Here is a 19,432-nt window from a genome sequence, read left to right as displayed (position 1 = left end):
CACCGACTGGCCAGCGGAGTCTTCGCAGGACCCGACCATTTAGCGGCCACCTTTCTTCTTGTGGCCGCTGGATGGATCCGGAGGAGACGGAGCGGACTGCCCTTTATCTTGAAAGGGAAAGAGGCGCGAAGAGAGAAGATCGGGCCCCGGGCCCACTTGTCATGAACCTGGGCAGGCCAAGGCCTGCTTTTTCTATTGGTGAAGGTGGGCCGTAAGTGTATACTGAAGTGGGCTTAAGAAAGGAGAATCAGATGACACGGGGGAAGCAATCCTTTATGAAGGGAGCCGCCATCCTGGGGGTGGCGGCCCTGTTCACCAAGCTGCTGGGAGCGGTCTATCGCGTTCCTTATCAGAACATCACTGGAAACGAGGGGATGTTCGTCTACCAGCAGGTTTACCCCCTGTACAGTACCTTATTGATCCTGGCGACAGCGGGATTTCCCATCGCCATTTCCAAGTTGGTATCGGAAAGGCTTGCCCGGGGGGATGTCGTCGGAGCCCAACGTATTTTTCGAGTGACGGCGACGGCACTGAGTGTGACGGGTCTTTTCTTTTTTCTGTTGTTGTTTATGAGTGCCCCTGTGATTGCCGGTTGGATGGGGAGCCGAGAGCTGTTGACCCTGCCGATTCAGGCTGTTTCCTTTGCGCTTTTAATCGTGCCGTTGATGTCGGTGATCCGGGGATACTTCCAAGGGCATCAGAACATGACTCCCACAGCGGCTTCCCAAGTGGCGGAACAGAGTGTGCGGGTAACCACCATTCTGCTGTTGTCCTGGTGGTTTATGTCCACGGGAGCAGGGGTGGTGTATGCCGGTGCCGGTGCAGTGTTTGGCGCCTTCACCGGTGCCGTTGCAGGCCTGATGCTGCTTCTGATCTACTGGGGCCGCAACCGGCGATTGGAAAAAGAGCAGGCGGCAGAAAAACCGGCATCGTTATCCCCGCAAAAAGAGGAATCCGCTTGGTCCATCTTTAAAACCCTGATGGCGCTGTCGATTCCCATCTCCATCGGAGCATTGGTATTGCCGCTGTTTTCACTGGTGGACTCCTTTACGGTGGCCAATCTGTTGGAGTGGGCCGGATTCGCCACGGCGGCAGCGATTGAAGGGAAAGGGGTGTATGATCGCGGACAGCCCTTGATCCAGTTTGCTTCTTTTTTTGCCACGGCCCTATCCCTCTCCATCGTCCCGGCGGTGGCGGAAGCCCGGATCCGGGGGGAGGAGAGAAAGGTGCGGGAACGTTCCTCGTTGGCTCTGCGCCTTACCCTCTTGATGGGTCTGCCGGCGTCAGTGGGGTTGGCGGTGGTGGCCGGTCCCACCAACGTCATGTTGTATAAAGATGACGCCGGTACCGCCGCCTTGGCGATCCTGGCGTTTACGGCCCTGTTTTCCACCCTGGGCATGACCTCTTCCGGCATTTTACAGGGGGTGGGAGAAGTAGGGTTGCCGGCCCGCAATCTGTTGATCGGGGTGGGAGTGAAGCTGGGGCTTAACCTGCTGTTCATCCCCCTGTGGGATATTCGCGGGGCCGCTCTCGCCACCGTCATCGGTTATGCGGTGGCGACCACGCTCAATCTGATCGCTCTGCGTGGAAAAATGGGGAACCTCTTTCACCTTAGGCGAACAGGCTTCGCCATGGCTGTTGCAACGGGATTGATGGTGGCAGCGGTAGTCGGTACCATGAAAGGAGCGATGGGTTTGACAGCGGAGTGGGAATCGGCCCGTCTCGCCATGACTGTCGCTTCTCTGTCCGGCGTAACCGCCGGTGCAATGGTGTACGGGGCCGCTGCACTCATGCTGGGTGTGATGGAACATCGGGAATTGGAGCGGATTCCGAAGATCGGTGCGAGACTGGCAGGACTCTTGGATCAATATGGTTGGAATCGGAAGGGGAGGAGTCGCGATGCCGGGTAAGATTATCGTTGTGGGGTTAGGTGCGGGGGACGTGGACAACCTGCCCCTGGGAACGGTCCGTCTGCTTACCTCCGGTCAGCGGGTATGGCTCAGAACCGGGGAGCATCCCGGTGTGACCTGGCTGCAAGCAGAAGGGATGAAAGCCCAGCCGTTTGACTTTGTCTATAAGGAAGAGTCGGACTTTCCGGCGGTATACCGCCGGATCGTGCGCACCTTGCTGGACGAGGCCCAAAGGGGGGCAGAGGTGGTGTACGCCGTTCCCGGCCATCCGATGGTGGCGGAAGCAACGGTGCGTCAGTTGCTGGATAAGGGAAGGCAGGAAGGAGTGACAGTGGAAATAAAAGGCGGAGGGAGCTTTTTGGATCCCGCTTTCACCGCGGTCGGAATCGATCCGTTGGAAGGGTTCCAACTGTTGGACGGAACAGGATTAACGGCCGACCGGGTGGATCCGGAGCAGCACCTTTTTATCGCCCAAGTATACGACCGCATGGTCGCTTCCGAGGTAAAACTCACGCTGATGGAGGTTTTTCCCGATGAGCATCCCGTCCAGGTGTTGGAGGCAGCGGGGGTGCCTGATATGGAGCGGGTGGAGACGATCCCACTCTGGGAACTGGATCGAACGAATCGGTTTGGCAACCTGACCACGATCCATGTTCCGCCGCTTCAGTCGGAGGCTGCCCGTCGTCGCCGCTTCTCTTACTTGGAGGAAATTGTCGCTCGCCTGCGCGCTCCCGACGGCTGTCCCTGGGATCGTAAACAGACACATGAGAGCCTTCGTCCTTATCTGTTGGAGGAATCCTATGAATTTCTGGAAGCCGTGGAAAAAGAGGATCCCGATGCCATGGCGGACGAACTGGGGGATGTGTTGTTGCAGGTACTCCTGCATTCGCAGATTGCACGGGAGGAAGGAACATTTGATATCCGGGATGTGATCGTGAACCTGGCTGACAAGCTGATTCGGCGCCATCCCCATGTTTTTGGTGATGCAAAAGCAAAAAATGCGACTGAAGTGAAGCAAAAATGGGAAGAGATCAAACGGGAGGAGCGGGCGGGACTTCCGGAGGCGGACTCCATCCTCGCCGACATCCCCTCCACATTCCCTGCTCTTGCCCGGGCCTTTAAATTGCAGAAAAAAGCGGCCAAAGTCGGTTTTGATTGGCCGGATCTCGCCGGAGTGCGGGCAAAGGTGGAAGAAGAGTTGGACGAGCTGGAAGCGGCAACTGCCGACCATCGGGAAGAAGAGTTGGGTGATCTTTTGTTTACGGTGGTGGCGTTGGCCCGGTTTACGGATCGGGATCCAGAACTTGCTCTGCTTGCCGCTTGTCGTAAATTTGAACGCCGGTTCCGCCGGCTGGAGGAAGAATCCCGCCGAGCGGGACGTCAGCTCAAGGACTGTACACTGGAAGAGATGGATGCTTGGTGGGAACAGGCCAAAACAGAGGAAGCCCGGTGAACCCATTTGCCCGGACGGAATCGTTTGGGGAAAAAGGAAGGAATTTTTCGTTTGGCCCAGAAAGGTATATCCCACACGACCAAAAGGAGGGTGTTCAATCACCATGAACAAAAATGAATTGGTGACACGCATTTCCGAAAAAAGCGGCATGACCAAAAAAGACGTGGAATCTGTATTGAATGGTTTTATGAATGAAGTAACCGACGCACTCGGCTCCGGTGAAAAAGTGCAGCTCATCGGCTTCGGCACCTTTGAAACCCGCAAACGCTCCAGCCGCAACGGGCGCAATCCTCAGACGGGGGACACCATCACCATTCCGGAATCCACCATCCCGGCCTTTAAAGCGGGCAGCCGCCTCAAAGACGCGGTTAAATAAGGATGCGCCTGGATAAGTTTTTAAAGGCTTCCCGTTTGGTTAAACGGCGCACCTTGGCCAAAGAAGTATGCGATCAAGGTCGGGTGGAGGTCAACGGTCGTGCCGCCAAAGCGGGAACCACCGTTTCTGTAGGGGATGAATTGCGGATCCGTTTTGGTAATCAATCCCTGCGGGTGCGGGTGACTTCCCTCAAGGAGACGACCCGCAAATCCGAAGCGGGCGAGTTATATGAATTGCTGGAGACCATCCCGATGGAACGGACAGAAGGGAGCGGCTGATGAGGGAGGGTCGGTGTAGTTGGTGAAGATCCTTTGCACTTAAAGAGCACAAGTCTCGCCTGGATCACTTTCGTTCCGCGCTATGCGCTTGTTTGCAAGAGATCGGAGACGACCATACCGGACCGGACACTCACTGGTTCGGATTTATCAGGCAGGCCCTAGAGACCCTGGCCCGGTTCTAAACCTTGTCCTCCATCATATCATGTACCGAAAGGGGGTACATGTCCATGATGGAGGAAGCCTATCTTCAAGGGAAAGAGAACCACCAAGTAGTGATGGTGGGCCGCAATACGCTGGATGTCACCGGAGTGGTGGGCGTAGAAAGCTTTGACAGCGAAGAGTTCCTGTTGCATACCGAATGCGGTTATCTGGGAATCCGGGGAAACAATCTGCACATTAAAAATCTCAACCTGGAAGAAGGACGTGTCGCCATCCAGGGTGAGTTTTACGAAATGAGCTATCTGGATGACGGCTCTACCCGGGGTGAGAAGGCGAAAAGCTTTCTGGGCAGGTTGTTCCGGTGACACTGTATACCCAATGGGTGACCATGGGCTTGATGCTCAGCTCCGGCTGTCTGATGGGGTTGATGTTGGACCTGTATCGCGTGTTAAAAACCCGCTTCCACATGAGGGGATGGGTCGTTTCCTTTGTCGATCTCCTCTACTGGACGGTAGCGGCGGGCATGGTGTTCGGGCTCTTGTTCTGGAGCAACTGGGGAGAGCTTCGCTTACCCGTGCTGGTCGCGATTGCGGCGGGTTGGTTTACCTACCATATCTGGTTTAGCAGACTGGCCACCCGTGTACTTCGCGCTTTACTCGCAGGGGTGGAAACTTTGTGCCGGTGGGTCCTCCGAATATTGTACGTCTGTTTGTGGTTACCCTTGGCTGCCTTGTGGATGTTGCTTTATCGAGTGTTCATCGGGTTGGTTCAGTTGCTGTGGGCCGCTTTGCGTTTCCCCCTGTGGATCCTTTCCCCGGTGTTCCGGTGGCTTCAACCTCTCCGGGAGGGGTTGGTCCAGGGGGCCCGGCCGGTCATCCGCCGCTTTCGCAGGTGGATAGACTGGTTGCGCCGTTGGTTCCCCGGTCAGCGGAATGACGGGGAGTGACGGTATGGATAAAAAGATAAATGTAAGGATGATGGCAATGGTGGATCGAGATAGCGGCAACGTTGTGTCCTTCCGTTCTTCCCGGCCATCGAATGAGGGTCGAAAGTCCGCTGCCCGCCGCCGCCTGCCTCGAAATGTACGCCGTCGACGTTGGATTTGGCTCATCGCCATGTTGACGTTTTTCGTTTGGAGCGGATCGGAACTGATCACGCAGTCCCTGGAGATTCACGAACGGAAAACCGTGTTGGCGCAAAGTAAGGAACGGGTTGAATCCCTGAGGGCGGAACAAAAGGAGCTGCAGGAGGAATTGCGGAGGCTGAAGGATGAGGAGTACCTGATGGAGCTGGCCCGCAAGATGGGGTATGCTTTGCCGGGAGAAGAAGTGGTAGAGTTAGATCTAGATTGATAAGAGAAGAAAGGGAGCCCTTCCGATGGAGGAAGGGCTCCCTTTTTGACGGCAGAAAGCGGTTACCCGATGATCACCTTTTCCCGCGGATAGTGATAAACAGCTGGAGGGCGGTCTTCGCGAATCAGGAACAAGAGCGATAAAATCCCGATCCGTCCGATAAACATAAGCAGCAGAATCGTCAGTTTTCCGGGGGTGGTCAACTCCGGGGTCAGCCCCATGGAGAGGCCGGTTGTTCCGAACGCGGAACAGACTTCAAAGATAATCGTCATCAAATCGTGTTCCGGTTGCTCCCACACGACCGCAATCAGGGCGGTGGCGACGATCATCACACCGACGCCAAACACGATGGAAGCCTTTCTCACATCTTCAGTCAACAACTCCCGCCGAAAAATGCGGATATGGTTGTACCCCCGTGCATAGAAAAAGATGGCCAGGGCCACCACCGCAAATGTGGTGGTACGGATTCCGCCCCCCACACTGGAAGGGCTGGCACCGATAAACATCATAAAGGAGAGAAACAACTGAGTGGGGGTAGAATAATCGGTCATATCCATGGTGGCCAACCCCGCGCTTCGCGTGGTGATGGAATTGAACAGCGTATAATACAGGGCTTCATGCCAGGCCATGCCGGCGTAATGCTGATTAAACTCCAGCAAGGCGATAGTGACCATGCTCAGGGCAAATAAAGCGAAATAGACCGATACCGTCAATTTGGTGAACAGGGAAAACCGAAACGGTTTTTGTTTTCGGGTGGTAAACCACTCTTTTAGTTCCACCAGGACGGGAAAGCCGATGGCGCCTCCCACAATCAGGATCAGATTGACGGTTTGGACAAAATAATCCCGAGCGAATCCCTCCAGGGAATTGCCGAAGATATCAAACCCGGCATTGGTGAAGGCGGATAACGAACTAAAAGCCCCGTACAAGTAGGCTTTCCACCCATAATCGTAAAAAAGATAAAAATGAGTGCCCAGGATCAGGGCTCCAATCACCTCAATGGCCAGCGAGATCAACAAGATATCCCGCATCAGCCGAACCAGTCCGGATAAATTCGTCTGATTCTGGTCCAGCATGATCATCCGCCGCCGCGCGATTCCGATTCGTTGGCCCGTAGCCATCCAGAGGAAGGTGCCGAGGGTCATAAAGCCAATCCCGCCGAACTGGAGCATCACCATCAACATGGCGACACCGGTGGGGCTGAAGGTATCCGCCGTGCTGACCACCGTCAATCCTGTCACACTGACGGCACTGACCGCGGTGAACAGAGCATCCAGATAGGTGATTTCGACACCGGGCTTATGGGCAACGGGCAGGTATAACAGGAAACTGGAGATGGATACGGCCACGAAGTAAATCAGAACCAGCAGTTGGACAGGGGTGAGTTTGACAATATATTCTCTCATCAGTCCGGTTTTTGCTCCTTGGATTGGTCACACCCCATTGTAAACCAGCCGGTTCGATTTGCAAAACAAAAAAAGGATTTTCACATTCTGAGGAGAAAAGTTCCCAATGAGGAATCCTGTGGAAAAAGACGCCTGCCACGGAATCCCGACCGCGGCGGGAAGAAAGGGAGGGACCCACATGAAACGCTGGCTGGGCATGGTGCTGGCATTGGTGCTGACCTTCGGTCTGATCGGAACCCACAGTGCGGACGGAAAAGAGGAAATGCGAAAAACCAAGGTGACGACGGGTTTGGAAGTCCTGCTGGAGAATCCCAAGCCATTAAAGGGAAAGCGCGTAGGGTTCATCACCAACCCAACGGGAATGACTGCTCAGTATGAACACGCGCTGGATGCGATGTTGGCAAAAGGGATCCAGGTTACTCATGTGTATGGGCCGGAACACGGGGTGCGCGGCACGGAACAGGCGGGGGAGATTCCCGGCTCCTTTGAAGATCCGCGGACCGGTCTTCCTTTTGTCAACCTGTACGGCAAACAGCCTCACGAGATGGTATCCTTATTTGAAGAGGTGGATGTGCTGGTTTTTGACATCCAGGATGTAGGCACCCGCTTCTATACCTACATCTATACAATGGCTTACGCGATGGAAGCGGCGGCCCTAGCTGATAAGCCGTTTATCGTGCTGGACCGTCCCAACCCGATCGGAGGGGTCAAAGTGGAAGGGCCGGTTCTGGATCCGGAATACCGCTCCTTTGTCGGATTGTTTCCGATTCCACAACGGCACGGCATGACCGTCGGCGAGTTGGCCCGCCTGTTCAATGAAACATTCCTCCCGGAAAAAGGGGCGCCATCCGCCGACCTGCAAGTGATCCGGATGAAAGGATGGAAGCGGAACCACTTGTATGAAGATACCGGTCTTCCCTGGGTGCTTCCCTCCCCCAATATGCCGACCCTGGAAACGGCCCTGGTTTATCCCGGAACGGGAATGATCGAAGGAACCAACCTGTCGGAGGGCAGGGGGACAACCCGGCCGTTTGAGTTATTGGGTGCCCCTTACATTCGGGGGTGGGAATTGGCGGAAGCGCTCAATCGGAAAAAACTGCCGGGGGTTTCCTTCCGGGAAGCGTATTTTAACCCCACATTCTCTAAACACCAAGGTAAAAACGTAGGTGGAGTACAGGTGTATGTGGAGAATCCCAATCGGTTTGATCCGATTCTGACGGGGATGACAATCATTCAGGAAACGAAGCGCCTCTACCCGGATGAGTTTGAATGGCGCCAAGATGCGGACTCCACTTACTGGATCGACAAATTGACCGGGTCGGACCGGATCCGTACCGAAATCGACCGCGGGACTCCTGCGAGGGAAATCATGGGAATGTGGGAAGAGGAGTTACGACAATTTAAGAAACTGCGGGGGCGGTATCTAATGTATCCTCCCCGACGCCGATGAAAAAAAGTCCTTGACTTAGCTGCCCAAAGATGTGTATAATAAGTTTCGTGGCTGACGCGGGGTGGAGCAGTTGGCAGCTCGTCGGGCTCATAACCCGAAGGTCGCAGGTTCAAGTCCTGCCCCCGCAACCAAATCAGATATCATGGGGGAGCGGTCTCATTCCATGGATTGAGTGGATCCGGATTCCTCCCCCTGGATGTGGCGGCGTAGCTCAACTGGTTAGAGCGTACGGTTCATACCCGTGAGGTTGGGGGTTCGAGACCCTCCGCCGCTACCAAAGGGAAGGCGAGGTTCAGACCCTGAAATATGGGAACAGGATCGCCTTTTTTCTTTTATCTAAAAAGGATCGGCCTTGGGGAATCCTATATGCATGGTCCTGTAGTGGGCGTGCCGAGTGTCGGAGTGGGAGTGGTACGGTGTGGATGTAACCATCAAGAAAATCAAATTTACGACGATCAACAAAACCTATACGGAGAAGGTGCGGGACTGGCATGGGCGCCATTTGTTTGCCACCCAATATCCCAACCCCGACGGGAAACGGATCTTTCTCACCTATTATTTCGTTAAAAAGGGGTACACCATCTCCAAGGTGTTTCAGAAATCCGGGGAATTCCTCTATTATTACTGTGATGTGATGGACATGCGCCAAGTGGGCCGCCTCCGATATGTCATGGTGGATCTCCTGTTGGACATGATCGTCTATCCCGATGGCCGCTATCATCTGATCGATATCGATGAGTTTGCCGAGGCCATCGATAAGGGACAGTTAAAGCGGCGTCAACAGGTCCATACCTTGCGAACACTGGACAAAATGATTCGACTGCAGACCAACCGCTCTTTTATCCCCAAGATCCTGCAGGAGGCCCGGATGTTTCCCTTGACGGATTCCTCCGGACGGAACTAATCCAAGTCTTTTCCATCGCCAACCACCGACATCACGGTGGTTTTTGATTGCAGTAAAAGGGCAGTCTGTGGGAAGTTTTTTTCTCTTTTGTCGAATGACCCCTCGTTTTGAGCCGCATCGACACTATGTGGCGCTCCGAAAAAGGGAACCATCGACATTATTATAAGAATGTATGTTCCCAAAATCAACCATCCGAAAATGGTTTTTACCTATATGCGCTTCCGTCATTTTGGGAGGGCGTTTTTTTGTCGGAAGTTTTTTTGTGGCAGTCCAGCGATTCTGACAAACTTATCATGCAACCCCCCGCTATAATGGACCCCACATGACGGACAAGCAAACCTTGAAGGGGTGGTTGCAACATGCAAAGACAATTAGCTGCGTTCGGATCAATCATGCTTCGTCCTTTTGCTTTTCTCTTATCCGAACAGTCGGTGTACCGGTGGTCCCGTATCCTGAGCCAGGGCAGTGTCCCGATCATCATCATGGGTTTTCTATTGGGCAGGGCGATGATCCTGGATATCATCTCACCGTTTGCGATCGCATATCTGGGAGTGGTTCTCCACCTTTGCCGCAGACAGTGGCCCTTGGCGATGGCGGCACTGGTAGCGGGGGCATCCACTCTGGGAGCAACTCAGGCGGCTTGGACAGCGGGCACCTTGATTTGGCTGTTATTGATTCATAAAGGGCTCCAATGGATGGGGAAGGACCAGATCAATTACGCCCCTTTCGCGGTGCTCGCCACCAGCACAGGGGCCCACCTCCTTCAGTTGCAACTGGCGGGATGGACCCCTTACACTAGCTTGATGGCTGGGGTGGACGTGCTGCTTTCCTTCCTGCTTTCGTTCATCTTCGTCCAATCACTTCCCTTTTTCACCCACCGACGGCAAAAGACGTCTCTCCGCCATGAGGAAATCATCTGTCTGGTGATTTTGGTGGGGTCGGTGATGACGGGAACCTTGGGTTGGAGTATCGGGGATTTGTCGGTGGTGCATGTGGTTTCCCGGTATCTCATCCTGGTGTTGGCCCTGGTGGGCGGCGGCATGTTGGGGGCTTCGGTGGGAGTGGTGACGGGAATGATCCTCAGTCTGGCCGATGCCCGGGCGATTATCCAGATTTCACTGCTGGCGTTTGCGGGCCTCTTGGCCGGGTTGTTCCGGGAAGGGAAGCGTTGGGGGGTGGCCGTCGGGTTCTTGCTGGGAACCTCGATCCTGTCATTGTACGGCGGCGGGACGGCACAAGTGTGGCTTTCCCTCCAGGAATCGGTACTGGCGGTTCTGTTGTTCTTAATGACTCCTCCGGCTGTTTACCGTTCCATCGCCCGGTTGATCCCCGGGACGGCGGAAAACGAAACCGCGCAGCAGGAATATGTTCGCCGATTGCGGGATGTGACCGCCGCCAAGGTGGAGCAGTTTACCGAACTGTTTTCGGAGATGGCCCGCAGTTTTCGCGAAGAGGCAGCCCGTTCTCAGGAGAGCGATGAGGGGCATATGAATCAGTTTATCCATGGCGTGATGGAAAAGTCTTGCCAATCCTGCCATCTTTACCGGCAATGCTGGGAGAAAAACTTTGTCTCCACCTATCACGGCATGACCGATCTGATGACCCTGGTGGAACTAAAGGGAACGGATCAGCCGATCAAGGTGCCCCGTTCCTGGGCGGAGCACTGTATCAAAGGGGAAAAAGTGCTGTCCTTGATTCAGGAGGGGTATGATTCTTACGAACAGGATCTTATCTGGCGTAATCGCATGAAGGAGACACGGCGGCTGGTATCGGAGCAGCTGGAGGGAGTCTCCGATGTGATGGCCGATTTTGCCAAGGAAATCCGCCATGAGACACAGGTGATGGCTGCTCAGGAGGAGCAGATTCACCAGGCGTTGGAGGAGTTGGGCTTATCCATTCAGCGGGTGGAGATTTTCAATCTGGAGGAGGGGAAAGTGGAGATTGAGGTATGTATGCCCCATGATGATGCGCTGGATGAATGCCGCAAACTGGTGGCTCCGCTGTTGACGGAGATCGTCGGTGAACCCATCACGGTTTATCGCAAAGTGGTTCAGGGGCGCTCATCCAATACGGTCATCACCTTAGGATCGGCTCAGCGATTCGAGGTGAAGACAGGGGTGGCGGGTGCCGCCAAAGGAGGGAGCTGGCTGTCAGGGGACAGTTATTGCTATATGAACGTGGGCACCGGCAAGTACGCCGTCGCCGTCAGCGACGGCATGGGCAACGGCAACCGCGCCCAGGAAGAGTCCAACGCCGCCCTTAAGCTGTTGCGACGGTTGCTTACGTCCGGCATGAACGAAGAAAAAGCGGTGGAGACCATCAACTCCATCCTGAGCCTTCGTTCCACTGATGAGATGTTTGCTACCATCGATCTGGCCATGGTGGATCTGAACACCGCCCGTTCCCGTTTTCTGAAGATCGGTTCCACTCCCGGTTTCATCAAAAGGGGGAACGAGGTGCATATGATTTCTGCTGGAAATCCCCCCTTGGGAATTTTGCGTGATATCGATGTGGAGCCGGTGGATTGTCAGCTGCAGGCGGGAGACCTTTTGGTGATGGTGACGGACGGTATTTATGACGCTCCCCGACACGCTGCCAACAAAGAGGCGTGCATGAAGCGGTTGATCGGGGAGATCGACACCAAGGATCCGCAAGGGTTCGCTGATTGTCTGTTGGAAAAAGTCATCCGTCACCACGGAGGAGAGATCGCCGATGACATGACCGTGGTGGTGGCCAAAGTGGACAAGTATATTCCGGAGTGGTCCACCATTCGCATTCCCGGCATCACCCCTTTAAACCGGCAGCATGTGGCGGGATTGTGACGGGCGGGATCCAAAATTGATTCAAGGGATTAAAATCGTTACAATGTGCATAAGTGCGACTGTAACCATTGCTTTTCGGGCCGGAACAAGCGTGATGGAAAAGCAGGCAGTCGGGGTATATTACCCGGGGAGGGTCCCCGGGTTGTTTCTGTATCGCCGGGAGGGAGGCGGCATGCTGGAAGAAAAACGGGTGTGTGAATGGGAGGATCGGCTGCTCCCCCGGGGGAGCCGGGTGATGGTGGGCGTCTCAGGTGGTCCCGATTCCATGGCGTTGTTGCACCGGTTGTGGTCGCTGGCGCCGGAACGGGACTGGGCGCTGATCGCCGTTCATGTGAACCATGGGCTGCGAGGGGAGGAAAGTGCGGAAGACGCCCGTTTCGTCCAATCCTGGTGCGGAAAGCAATCGATTGCCTGCCGGGTGGAACAGGTAGATGTTTCCGGAACTTTGGACGACCATGGCGGAAACAAGCAGGATGTTGCCCGTCGATTGCGCTATGAGGCGTTTCGCCGGGTGGCCGAAGCGGAGGAAATGGATCACCTGGCGTTGGCCCACCATGGTGATGACCAGGTGGAAACCTTGTTGATGCGGCTGCTTCGCGGCACCGGCACCCAGGGTTTGTCGGGTATTCCCCGCCGCCGCCGTTGGCGGGGAATGTGGATTGTCCGCCCTTGGTTGGATGTGACGCGAGAAGAGATTCTCGCTTACTGTGACAGGCATCACATTTCCTTTCGGATGGATGCCAGCAATGAGGATCCCGCATACACTCGGAATCGCGTCCGCCATGAACTGGCTCCCCTATTGGCCCGTTTCAATCCCCGCTTTCGCCAAGCGCTGTTGCAATTGAGCAGGTTGGCTGCCGATGAGGAACAGGTGTGGGAGCGTTTGACGAAAGAGGCGTTTGACGAGATTCGAACAGGGGAAGACGGGAAAAGGATCACTGTCGATGCCGTTCGATTAAACGGGTTGGAAGTTGCTTTACAACGTAGGGTGATTAAACTAATATTAAATTGTCTTGTGAAAGAATCGGCAATTGACGCGAACTGGCAAGCGGTGGAACGGATTCGGGAATTGGCCGCCAAAGACGCACCCTCCACCCGAACACCGTTGCCCGGAGGGGGATGGGCAGAGCGTGACTATCATCTTCTCCACTTTTCCCCTCCTGCGGAGGGAGAGAAACCGCCGGGAGACGTTTTCCTCCCGTTGAAGCTGCCGGGTGAAACACCGTGGATCGGAGGCAGTATTTGCGCCTGGTTTACTTCGGACAGGCCTCCCGCACCGGGACCGGATCAGGAATGGGCGGTTTTTGACCGGGACCGTTTGCCGTCACCCCTCGCGATTCGGACCCGCCGACCGGGAGATCGGATGCGTCCTTTCGGTTTGGGCGGGTCCAAAAAGGTGAAAGCCTTATTGATCGACGCCAAAATTCCCCGGCGGGACCGGGATCGGATTCCGTTGATCACCGCGGGAGAGGAGATTCTTTGGATTCCGGGAGTGGCCCGGTCGGACGTGGCGACATGGGATGATTGCACCCGCGGATACTTGGTACTTCGCTGGGTGCCGGATGAGGGGGGCGCTCAACCCTTCGGTCAGCCGTCGGATACATAAACCACGCTTTCAGGAGGTTTTCCATGCAAGAAGACATCCGTGAAGTCCTGCTGTCCCAGGAAGCGATCCGGGAGAAGGTGCAGGAACTGGGGCAGAAGTTGACCCAAGATTACCGGGATTTGAACCCCCTTTGTATCTGCGTATTAAAAGGGGCGTTTCCATTCATGTCCGACTTGGTTCGTTTCATGGACATCCACCTGGAGACAGACTTTATGGCCGTCTCCAGCTATGGCGACTCCACCCAGTCTTCCGGGGTGGTTCGCATTGTGAAAGATTTGGATGCCTCGGTGGAAGGCCGCCATGTGTTGGTGGTGGAGGACATTATCGACAGCGGCTTGACTCTCAGCTACCTGCTGGAATTGTTACGCGGACGGAACGCCGCTTCCGTCAAGGTGGTTACTCTGCTGGATAAACCGGCCCGCCGTACCACCGGATTAAAACCGGATTACTCCGGCTTTGAGGTTCCCGATGCGTTTGTGGTGGGGTACGGGCTGGATTATGCCGAGAAGTATCGGAATCTCCCTTATATCGGTGTACTGAAAGAGGAAGTATACTCGGACTGAGTTTGCTTGTGACCCCGTAAATGGCTGTGGTAAAATGAAGGAAGTGGCATTTTGAGAGGAGGTCAAGGATGAAAGGCATTTTCCGGAACGCCGGATTATATATAATTCTCATCCTTATATCCGTCGGGGTCCTGAGCTTGGTCCTCAACCCCATGGCGGAAACGGACCAGCTGAGCTATACCGAGTATGAGCAAAAGCTGGCCGATGGCGAGATCGCGGAAGTAACGGTTCGGGAAGAGGGCCGTTCTTATTACATCGAGGGAAAATACAAGGAACAGGACAAGACCTTTACCACCAACGGCCCCTACGGTGAAGGAAGTCCGGTTGTCCAAGATCTGAAAGAGGCAGGGGTAAAGGTCAACTATGAAAAAGCCAAAGGGGACTCCCTCTGGCTGACGATGTTCACCACATTTATTCCTTTCCTGATCATCCTCCTGCTGTTTTTCTATCTGCTCAGCCAAGCGCAAGGCGGCGGCAACCGCGTCATGAACTTTGGCAAGAGCAAGGCGAAGATGTACAACGAAGAGAAAAAGAAAGTCACCTTCGACGATGTGGCCGGAGCCGACGAGGAGAAGGCGGAACTGGTGGAAGTGGTGGACTTTCTGAAGGACCACCGCAAGTTCTCCACCGTGGGTGCACGCATTCCCAAAGGGGTGCTCCTGTTCGGCCCTCCCGGAACGGGTAAAACGCTGTTGGCCCGGGCGGTGGCCGGTGAAGCCGGTGTGCCCTTCTTCAGCATCAGCGGTTCCGATTTTGTGGAGATGTTTGTCGGGGTGGGGGCTTCCCGAGTGCGGGACTTGTTTGAACAAGCCAAGAAGAACGCACCCTGCATTATTTTCATCGACGAGATCGATGCGGTGGGCCGCCAGCGTGGAGCAGGCCTCGGCGGCGGCCATGACGAGCGGGAACAGACGTTGAACCAGCTGCTGGTGGAAATGGACGGGTTTGGCGCCAATGAAGGGATTATTATGATTGCCGCCACCAACCGTCCCGACATTTTGGATCCGGCGCTTTTGCGTCCGGGTCGTTTCGACCGCCAGATCACGGTGAACCGCCCCGATGTCAAAGGCCGGGAAGCCGTCCTCCATGTGCATGCCCGCAACAAGCCGCTGGCTGATGATGTCAAGCTGGATGTGATTGCCCAGCGCACCACCGGCTTTACCGGAGCCGATCTGGAGAACCTTCTGAACGAAGCGGCGTTGTTGGCTGCCCGCCGGGATCAGAAAACGATCACCATGGCGGAAGTGGACGAAGCCATCGACCGGGTGATCGCCGGACCGGAGAAGAAAAGCCGGGTGATCAGTGAAAAAGAGAAAAAGACGATCGCTTATCATGAAGCGGGCCATACTATCGTCGGTTACTACCTGGAGCATGCCGACACGGTTCACAAGGTGACCGTTGTTCCTCGCGGGCAGGCCGGAGGTTACGTGGTGATGCTGCCCAAGGAAGACCGTTTCCTGATGACCAAACAAGAACTGCTGGATCGAGTGACCGGATTGCTGGGGGGACGTGCGGCGGAGGAAGTCGCCTTTGGTGAAATCAGTACCGGTGCTCACAACGATTTTGAAAAAGCTACCGGGATTGTGCGACGCATGATCACCGAGTTCGGGATGAGCAAACGCCTGGCCCCGATGCAGTTTGGCCGCAGCCAAGGGCAGGTGTTCTTGGGTCGCGATCTGGGTCATGAGCAAAACTACAGCGATGCGATCGCTTACGAGATTGATCAGGAGATGCAGGAGTTGGTCAACGACTCTTATACCCGTGCCAAAAATTTGCTGGAGGAAAAGCGGGATAAGATGGAACTGATCGCCCAAACCTTGCTGGTAAAAGAGACCCTGGATGCCGATGAGATCAAGCAGCTGCTGGAAAATGGCAAGCTGGATAAACCGGTGAAACCGGAAGTATCGGTCAATATCCAAGGCAAGGACGAAGAGAAGGCCGAACCGGAAGAAGCCTCCGATCAAACGGATAAAGCGGACCATCCATCTCCGGAGAAAAAAGAAGACGGGGATGATAAACCCTCCACTTAATAAGGGTCTCCATAACGAGAGTGACATGGATAAGGAAAACCCGGTGAACATACAGTTCGCCGGGTTTTTCGCGCAGACATTGACTTTCCCTCTTTTATTGTCGGTAAAAAATTATACACAATTCCGATAATGGATCGCAAACCAGGCTGAAGACTACCGCTTCTTTGTGATAAGATGCCTATGGAGTGCTTTGCGGAAAATGACGGAACCGTCCCTTGTGCATGCTAAAGAAGACCACCCGACGGGGAGAGTGAAGAGGGAAGTGAAGACGACCAAAACGATTCCCAGTGATATCGAGATCGCCCGGCAAGCGGACAAAAAGCCGATCCGAGAAGTGGCGTCCCAATTGGGATTGGGCGAAAGCGATCTGGAGTTGTACGGCAACGACAAAGCCAAAATCCCCCCTCATGTTTGGAAGCGGATTCAAAACCGCCCCGATGGCAAATTGGTGTTGGTGACAGCCATCAGCCCCACTCCGGCGGGAGAAGGGAAATCCACCGTCACCGTTGGATTGGGTCAGGCCCTCAACCGAGTGGGAAAAAAGGCGACCGTCGCCCTGCGCGAACCTTCCCTCGGCCCCGTCATGGGAATCAAAGGGGGAGCCGCTGGTGGGGGGTATTCCCAGGTGTTGCCGATGGAGGATATCAATCTGCATTTTACCGGGGACTTTCACGCGGTTACTTCGGCTCACAATTCTATCGCGGCGATGATCGACAATCACATTTTCCGAGACAACACCCTTTCGATTGACCCGCGGCGGATCGTCTGGAAACGGGTGCTGGACTTAAATGACCGCGCCCTCCGGCATGTGGTGGTGGGATTGGGGGGCAAAACCAACGGGATGCCCCGGGAGGACGGGTTTGACATTACCGTGGCATCCGAGCTGATGGCGATCCTGTGTCTGGCGCGGGATCTGAAGGATTTAAAGGAACGGATCGGCCGTATCGTCATCGCATACCGGCTTGATGGTTCGCCCGTTACGGTGGCGGATCTGGGGGTGGAGGGGGCGGTCGCGTTGCTGTTGAAAGATGCGGTCAAGCCCAATCTGGTGCAAACCCTGGAAAACACCCCTGCTTTTATTCACGGAGGTCCCTTCGCCAACATCGCCCATGGTTGCAATTCACTGGCGGCCACCCGTCACGCCCTGAAATTGTCGGAGTACACGGTGACGGAAGCCGGTTTCGGGGCGGATCTGGGTGCGGAAAAATTTATCCATATCAAAAGTCGCATGGGAGGGATTCAACCGGATGTGGCGGTAATCGTCGCCACGGTTCGCGCCTTGAAGATGCACGGGGGTGTGTCCCGGGATCGGCTGAATGAGTCGGATCCCGATGCGGTGACGCGGGGATTGGCCAACCTTTCCCGCCATGTGGATACGATGCGGGCCTTTGGTTTGGCTCATGTGGTAGCTCTCAACCTGTTCGCTGTCGATACCGAAGCCGAGTGGCGCCGGGTGGAGGATTGGTGTGCCCGTGAGCAGGTTCCTTTCGCCTTGACACGGGTATGGGAGCAAGGGGGGGCCGGCGGAGAGGACTTGGCCCGCTACGTGGTACAGTTGGCGGAAGCGGGCTCTTCCAACCTTCGTACCCTGTATGAGACAGACCAGCCGATCCGGGCTAAAATCGCCGCCATCGCCCAAAAAGTATACGGAGCGGAACGAGTGGAGTACTCCAAACAGGCGGAAAAACAAATCGCCGAGTGTGAAAAATGGGGCTGGCACGAGCTTCCCATCTGTATGGCCAAGACACAATATTCCCTCACCGATGACCCTGCCCTGTTCGGACGGCCGGAGGCGTTTACCCTCCACATCCGGGAAATCCGTCCCGCGGTAGGAGCCGGTTTTCTCGTAGCCCTCACCGGGAACATGCTGACCATGCCGGGCCTTCCCAAACAGCCGGCCGCCCTTCGCATGGATGTGGATCAGGACGGTAGGGTCTATGGTTTGTTCTAGGGATACTACTGGAACAATCTGTCAGGTAAGATCCCGGAGCCAAAGACCATACCACTACGGAAAAACGAATGATCGGACAGTCTTTCTCCTTTCGGAAAATAGATTAGGCTGGTAATCATTTTTCCGCGAGAAAAAGGGAGGGTTGGTATGGCTGGCGGAGAGCCTTTGCACTCACAGAGCACAAGTCTCGCCTGGGTCACTTTCGTTCCCCGGTCTCGCTATGCGCTTTTTGCAACGAAACGCAGACAGCCATACCAACCCGGGATGTCGCCCTATGGATTGTTCAGACACGCTCTAGACAAGCGTTAGTTCCCTGATGGGCACTTAGTTGCAGTCCACGATGGGCATTGCTATCATGGGAATGGACTTTTCCCGAAAAGCAGGTGGTTTATCCGATGTTGATGGTAATGGATGTGGGCAACACCCATATTGTGCTGGGTGTGTATGAGAGAGATCGGTTGATCCACCACTGGCGGATCCATACAGATCGAAGTTCCACTGAAGACGAATACGGTATGCGCCTGAAAAGCTTATTTGAACATGTATCCCTCCGGATGGATGCGATTGACGGGGTCATCATCTGTTCAGTGGTGCCGCCCCTCACCCATGTCTTAAAGATGCTGGCGATCAAGTACTTTCAAATCACCCCGGTCATTGTCGGTCCCGGTGTGAAAACGGGACTAAACATCCAGTACGAAAATCCGCGTGAGGTTGGGGCGGACCGGATCGCCAACGCGGTCGCCGCCCTGGACCGGTACGGCCCTCCGGTGATCATGGTCGATTTCGGAACAGCGACCACCTTTTGCTTTGTCAATGAAGAGGGGCATTATGTAGGCGGGGCCATTACCCCCGGCATCGGCATCTCCACCGAAGCCTTGTACCAGCGGGCGTCCCAGCTGACTCGGGTGGAAGTCGTCAATCCGGGGAACGTGGTGGGCAGAAATACGGTTAAAGCAGTCCAGGCCGGCGTATTTTATGGATATGTCGGCGTGGTGGACGGAATCGTTACCCGTATGAAACGGGAACTTTCCCAACCGCCCACTGTGGTGGCCACCGGCGGACTGGCGGAATTGATCTGCAAAGAGACGTCCACCATCGACGAGGTGGACCCCCTCTTGACTCTGGCCGGTCTCAAATTGATTTACGAACGGAATCAGTGAGAACCCGGCAGA

At 55.2% G+C, this 19,432-nt stretch carries 16 protein-coding genes and 2 tRNA genes; 17 read left to right on the top strand and 1 reads right to left on the bottom strand.

What is annotated here, in order from left to right:
- Window positions 1-215: 215 nt before the first annotated feature.
- From JOE21_RS14995 to JOE21_RS14965, 7 genes are all read left to right on the top strand, one after another.
- Window positions 216-1,910, top strand: a complete 1,695-nt coding sequence (locus JOE21_RS14995; protein ID WP_309867901.1) for a putative polysaccharide biosynthesis protein — start codon at window positions 216-218, stop codon at window positions 1,908-1,910.
- The gene (gene yabN / locus JOE21_RS14990) at window positions 1,900-3,363 is read left to right on the top strand and encodes a bifunctional methyltransferase/pyrophosphohydrolase YabN (RefSeq protein ID WP_309867899.1); all 1,464 of its coding nucleotides are present in this window, start codon (window positions 1,900-1,902) and stop codon (window positions 3,361-3,363) included. The genes JOE21_RS14995 and yabN overlap by 11 nt, the downstream gene beginning before the upstream one ends.
- 103 nt (window positions 3,364-3,466) lie before the next feature.
- Window positions 3,467-3,739, top strand: a complete 273-nt coding sequence (locus JOE21_RS14985) for an HU family DNA-binding protein (RefSeq protein ID WP_309867895.1) — start codon at window positions 3,467-3,469, stop codon at window positions 3,737-3,739.
- Between the two features lie 2 nt (window positions 3,740-3,741).
- Window positions 3,742-4,017 carry an RNA-binding S4 domain-containing protein gene (locus JOE21_RS14980; RefSeq protein ID WP_309867892.1) on the top strand — a complete coding sequence of 92 codons (276 nt, stop codon included), beginning with the start codon at window positions 3,742-3,744 and terminating at the stop codon, window positions 4,015-4,017.
- A 227-nt stretch (window positions 4,018-4,244) separates the two neighbouring features.
- The gene (gene yabP, locus JOE21_RS14975) at window positions 4,245-4,541 is read left to right on the top strand and encodes a sporulation protein YabP (RefSeq protein ID WP_309867889.1); all 297 of its coding nucleotides are present in this window, start codon (window positions 4,245-4,247) and stop codon (window positions 4,539-4,541) included.
- Window positions 4,538-5,122 (top strand): spore cortex biosynthesis protein YabQ, encoded by a 585-nt coding sequence (yabQ, locus tag JOE21_RS14970; RefSeq protein WP_309867887.1) that lies wholly within the window; start codon window positions 4,538-4,540, stop codon window positions 5,120-5,122. The genes yabP and yabQ overlap by 4 nt, the downstream gene beginning before the upstream one ends.
- Window positions 5,123-5,126: 4 nt before the next feature.
- A complete protein-coding gene (locus JOE21_RS14965; protein ID WP_309867886.1) occupies window positions 5,127-5,528 on the top strand; it encodes an FtsB family cell division protein in 402 nt (133 codons plus the stop codon).
- 62 nt (window positions 5,529-5,590) lie between these two features.
- Here the strand turns inward: JOE21_RS14965 and JOE21_RS14960 are convergent, their stop codons facing one another.
- Window positions 5,591-6,934 carry a TrkH family potassium uptake protein gene (locus JOE21_RS14960; protein WP_309867885.1) on the bottom strand — a complete coding sequence of 448 codons (1,344 nt, stop codon included), beginning with the start codon at window positions 6,932-6,934 and terminating at the stop codon, window positions 5,591-5,593.
- Window positions 6,935-7,112: 178 nt separating this feature from the next.
- Between JOE21_RS14960 and JOE21_RS14955 the strand changes: the two genes are divergently transcribed.
- The 10 genes from JOE21_RS14955 (at window position 7,113) to JOE21_RS14910 (ending at window position 19,420) form a co-directional block, all read left to right on the top strand.
- A complete protein-coding gene (locus JOE21_RS14955; protein ID WP_309867884.1) occupies window positions 7,113-8,384 on the top strand; it encodes an exo-beta-N-acetylmuramidase NamZ family protein in 1,272 nt (423 codons plus the stop codon).
- Window positions 8,385-8,439: 55 nt separating this feature from the next.
- Window positions 8,440-8,515: transfer RNA gene (locus JOE21_RS14950), tRNA-Met, on the top strand.
- A gap of 69 nt (window positions 8,516-8,584) precedes the next feature.
- Window positions 8,585-8,661, top strand: a tRNA-Met gene (locus JOE21_RS14945).
- Between the two features lie 141 nt (window positions 8,662-8,802).
- Window positions 8,803-9,288 (top strand): ribonuclease FAU-1 family protein, encoded by a 486-nt coding sequence (locus tag JOE21_RS14940; RefSeq protein ID WP_309867881.1) that lies wholly within the window; start codon window positions 8,803-8,805, stop codon window positions 9,286-9,288.
- 359 nt (window positions 9,289-9,647) lie between these two features.
- The gene (spoIIE, locus tag JOE21_RS14935) at window positions 9,648-12,110 is read left to right on the top strand and encodes a stage II sporulation protein E (RefSeq protein ID WP_309867878.1); all 2,463 of its coding nucleotides are present in this window, start codon (window positions 9,648-9,650) and stop codon (window positions 12,108-12,110) included.
- A gap of 142 nt (window positions 12,111-12,252) precedes the next feature.
- On the top strand, window positions 12,253-13,716 hold the full coding sequence (tilS, locus tag JOE21_RS14930) for a tRNA lysidine(34) synthetase TilS (protein ID WP_309867876.1): 1,464 nt from the start codon (window positions 12,253-12,255) through the stop codon (window positions 13,714-13,716).
- Between the two features lie 23 nt (window positions 13,717-13,739).
- Window positions 13,740-14,279, top strand: a complete 540-nt coding sequence (hpt, locus tag JOE21_RS14925; protein WP_309867874.1) for a hypoxanthine phosphoribosyltransferase — start codon at window positions 13,740-13,742, stop codon at window positions 14,277-14,279.
- A 68-nt stretch (window positions 14,280-14,347) separates the two neighbouring features.
- Window positions 14,348-16,309, top strand: a complete 1,962-nt coding sequence (gene ftsH, locus JOE21_RS14920; protein ID WP_309867867.1) for an ATP-dependent zinc metalloprotease FtsH — start codon at window positions 14,348-14,350, stop codon at window positions 16,307-16,309.
- Window positions 16,310-16,571: 262 nt separating this feature from the next.
- Window positions 16,572-18,260 carry a formate--tetrahydrofolate ligase gene (locus tag JOE21_RS14915; protein ID WP_309868020.1) on the top strand — a complete coding sequence of 563 codons (1,689 nt, stop codon included), beginning with the start codon at window positions 16,572-16,574 and terminating at the stop codon, window positions 18,258-18,260.
- A 395-nt stretch (window positions 18,261-18,655) separates the two neighbouring features.
- Entirely contained in the window at window positions 18,656-19,420 is a 765-nt protein-coding gene (locus JOE21_RS14910; protein WP_309867864.1) for a type III pantothenate kinase, read from the top strand.
- Window positions 19,421-19,432 lie beyond the last annotated feature (12 nt).

This window comes from Desmospora profundinema, assembly GCF_031454155.1.
Lineage (GTDB): Bacteria > Bacillota > Bacilli > Thermoactinomycetales > DSM-45169 > Desmospora > Desmospora profundinema.
This window is presented reverse-complemented; position numbering and strand designations above follow the sequence as displayed.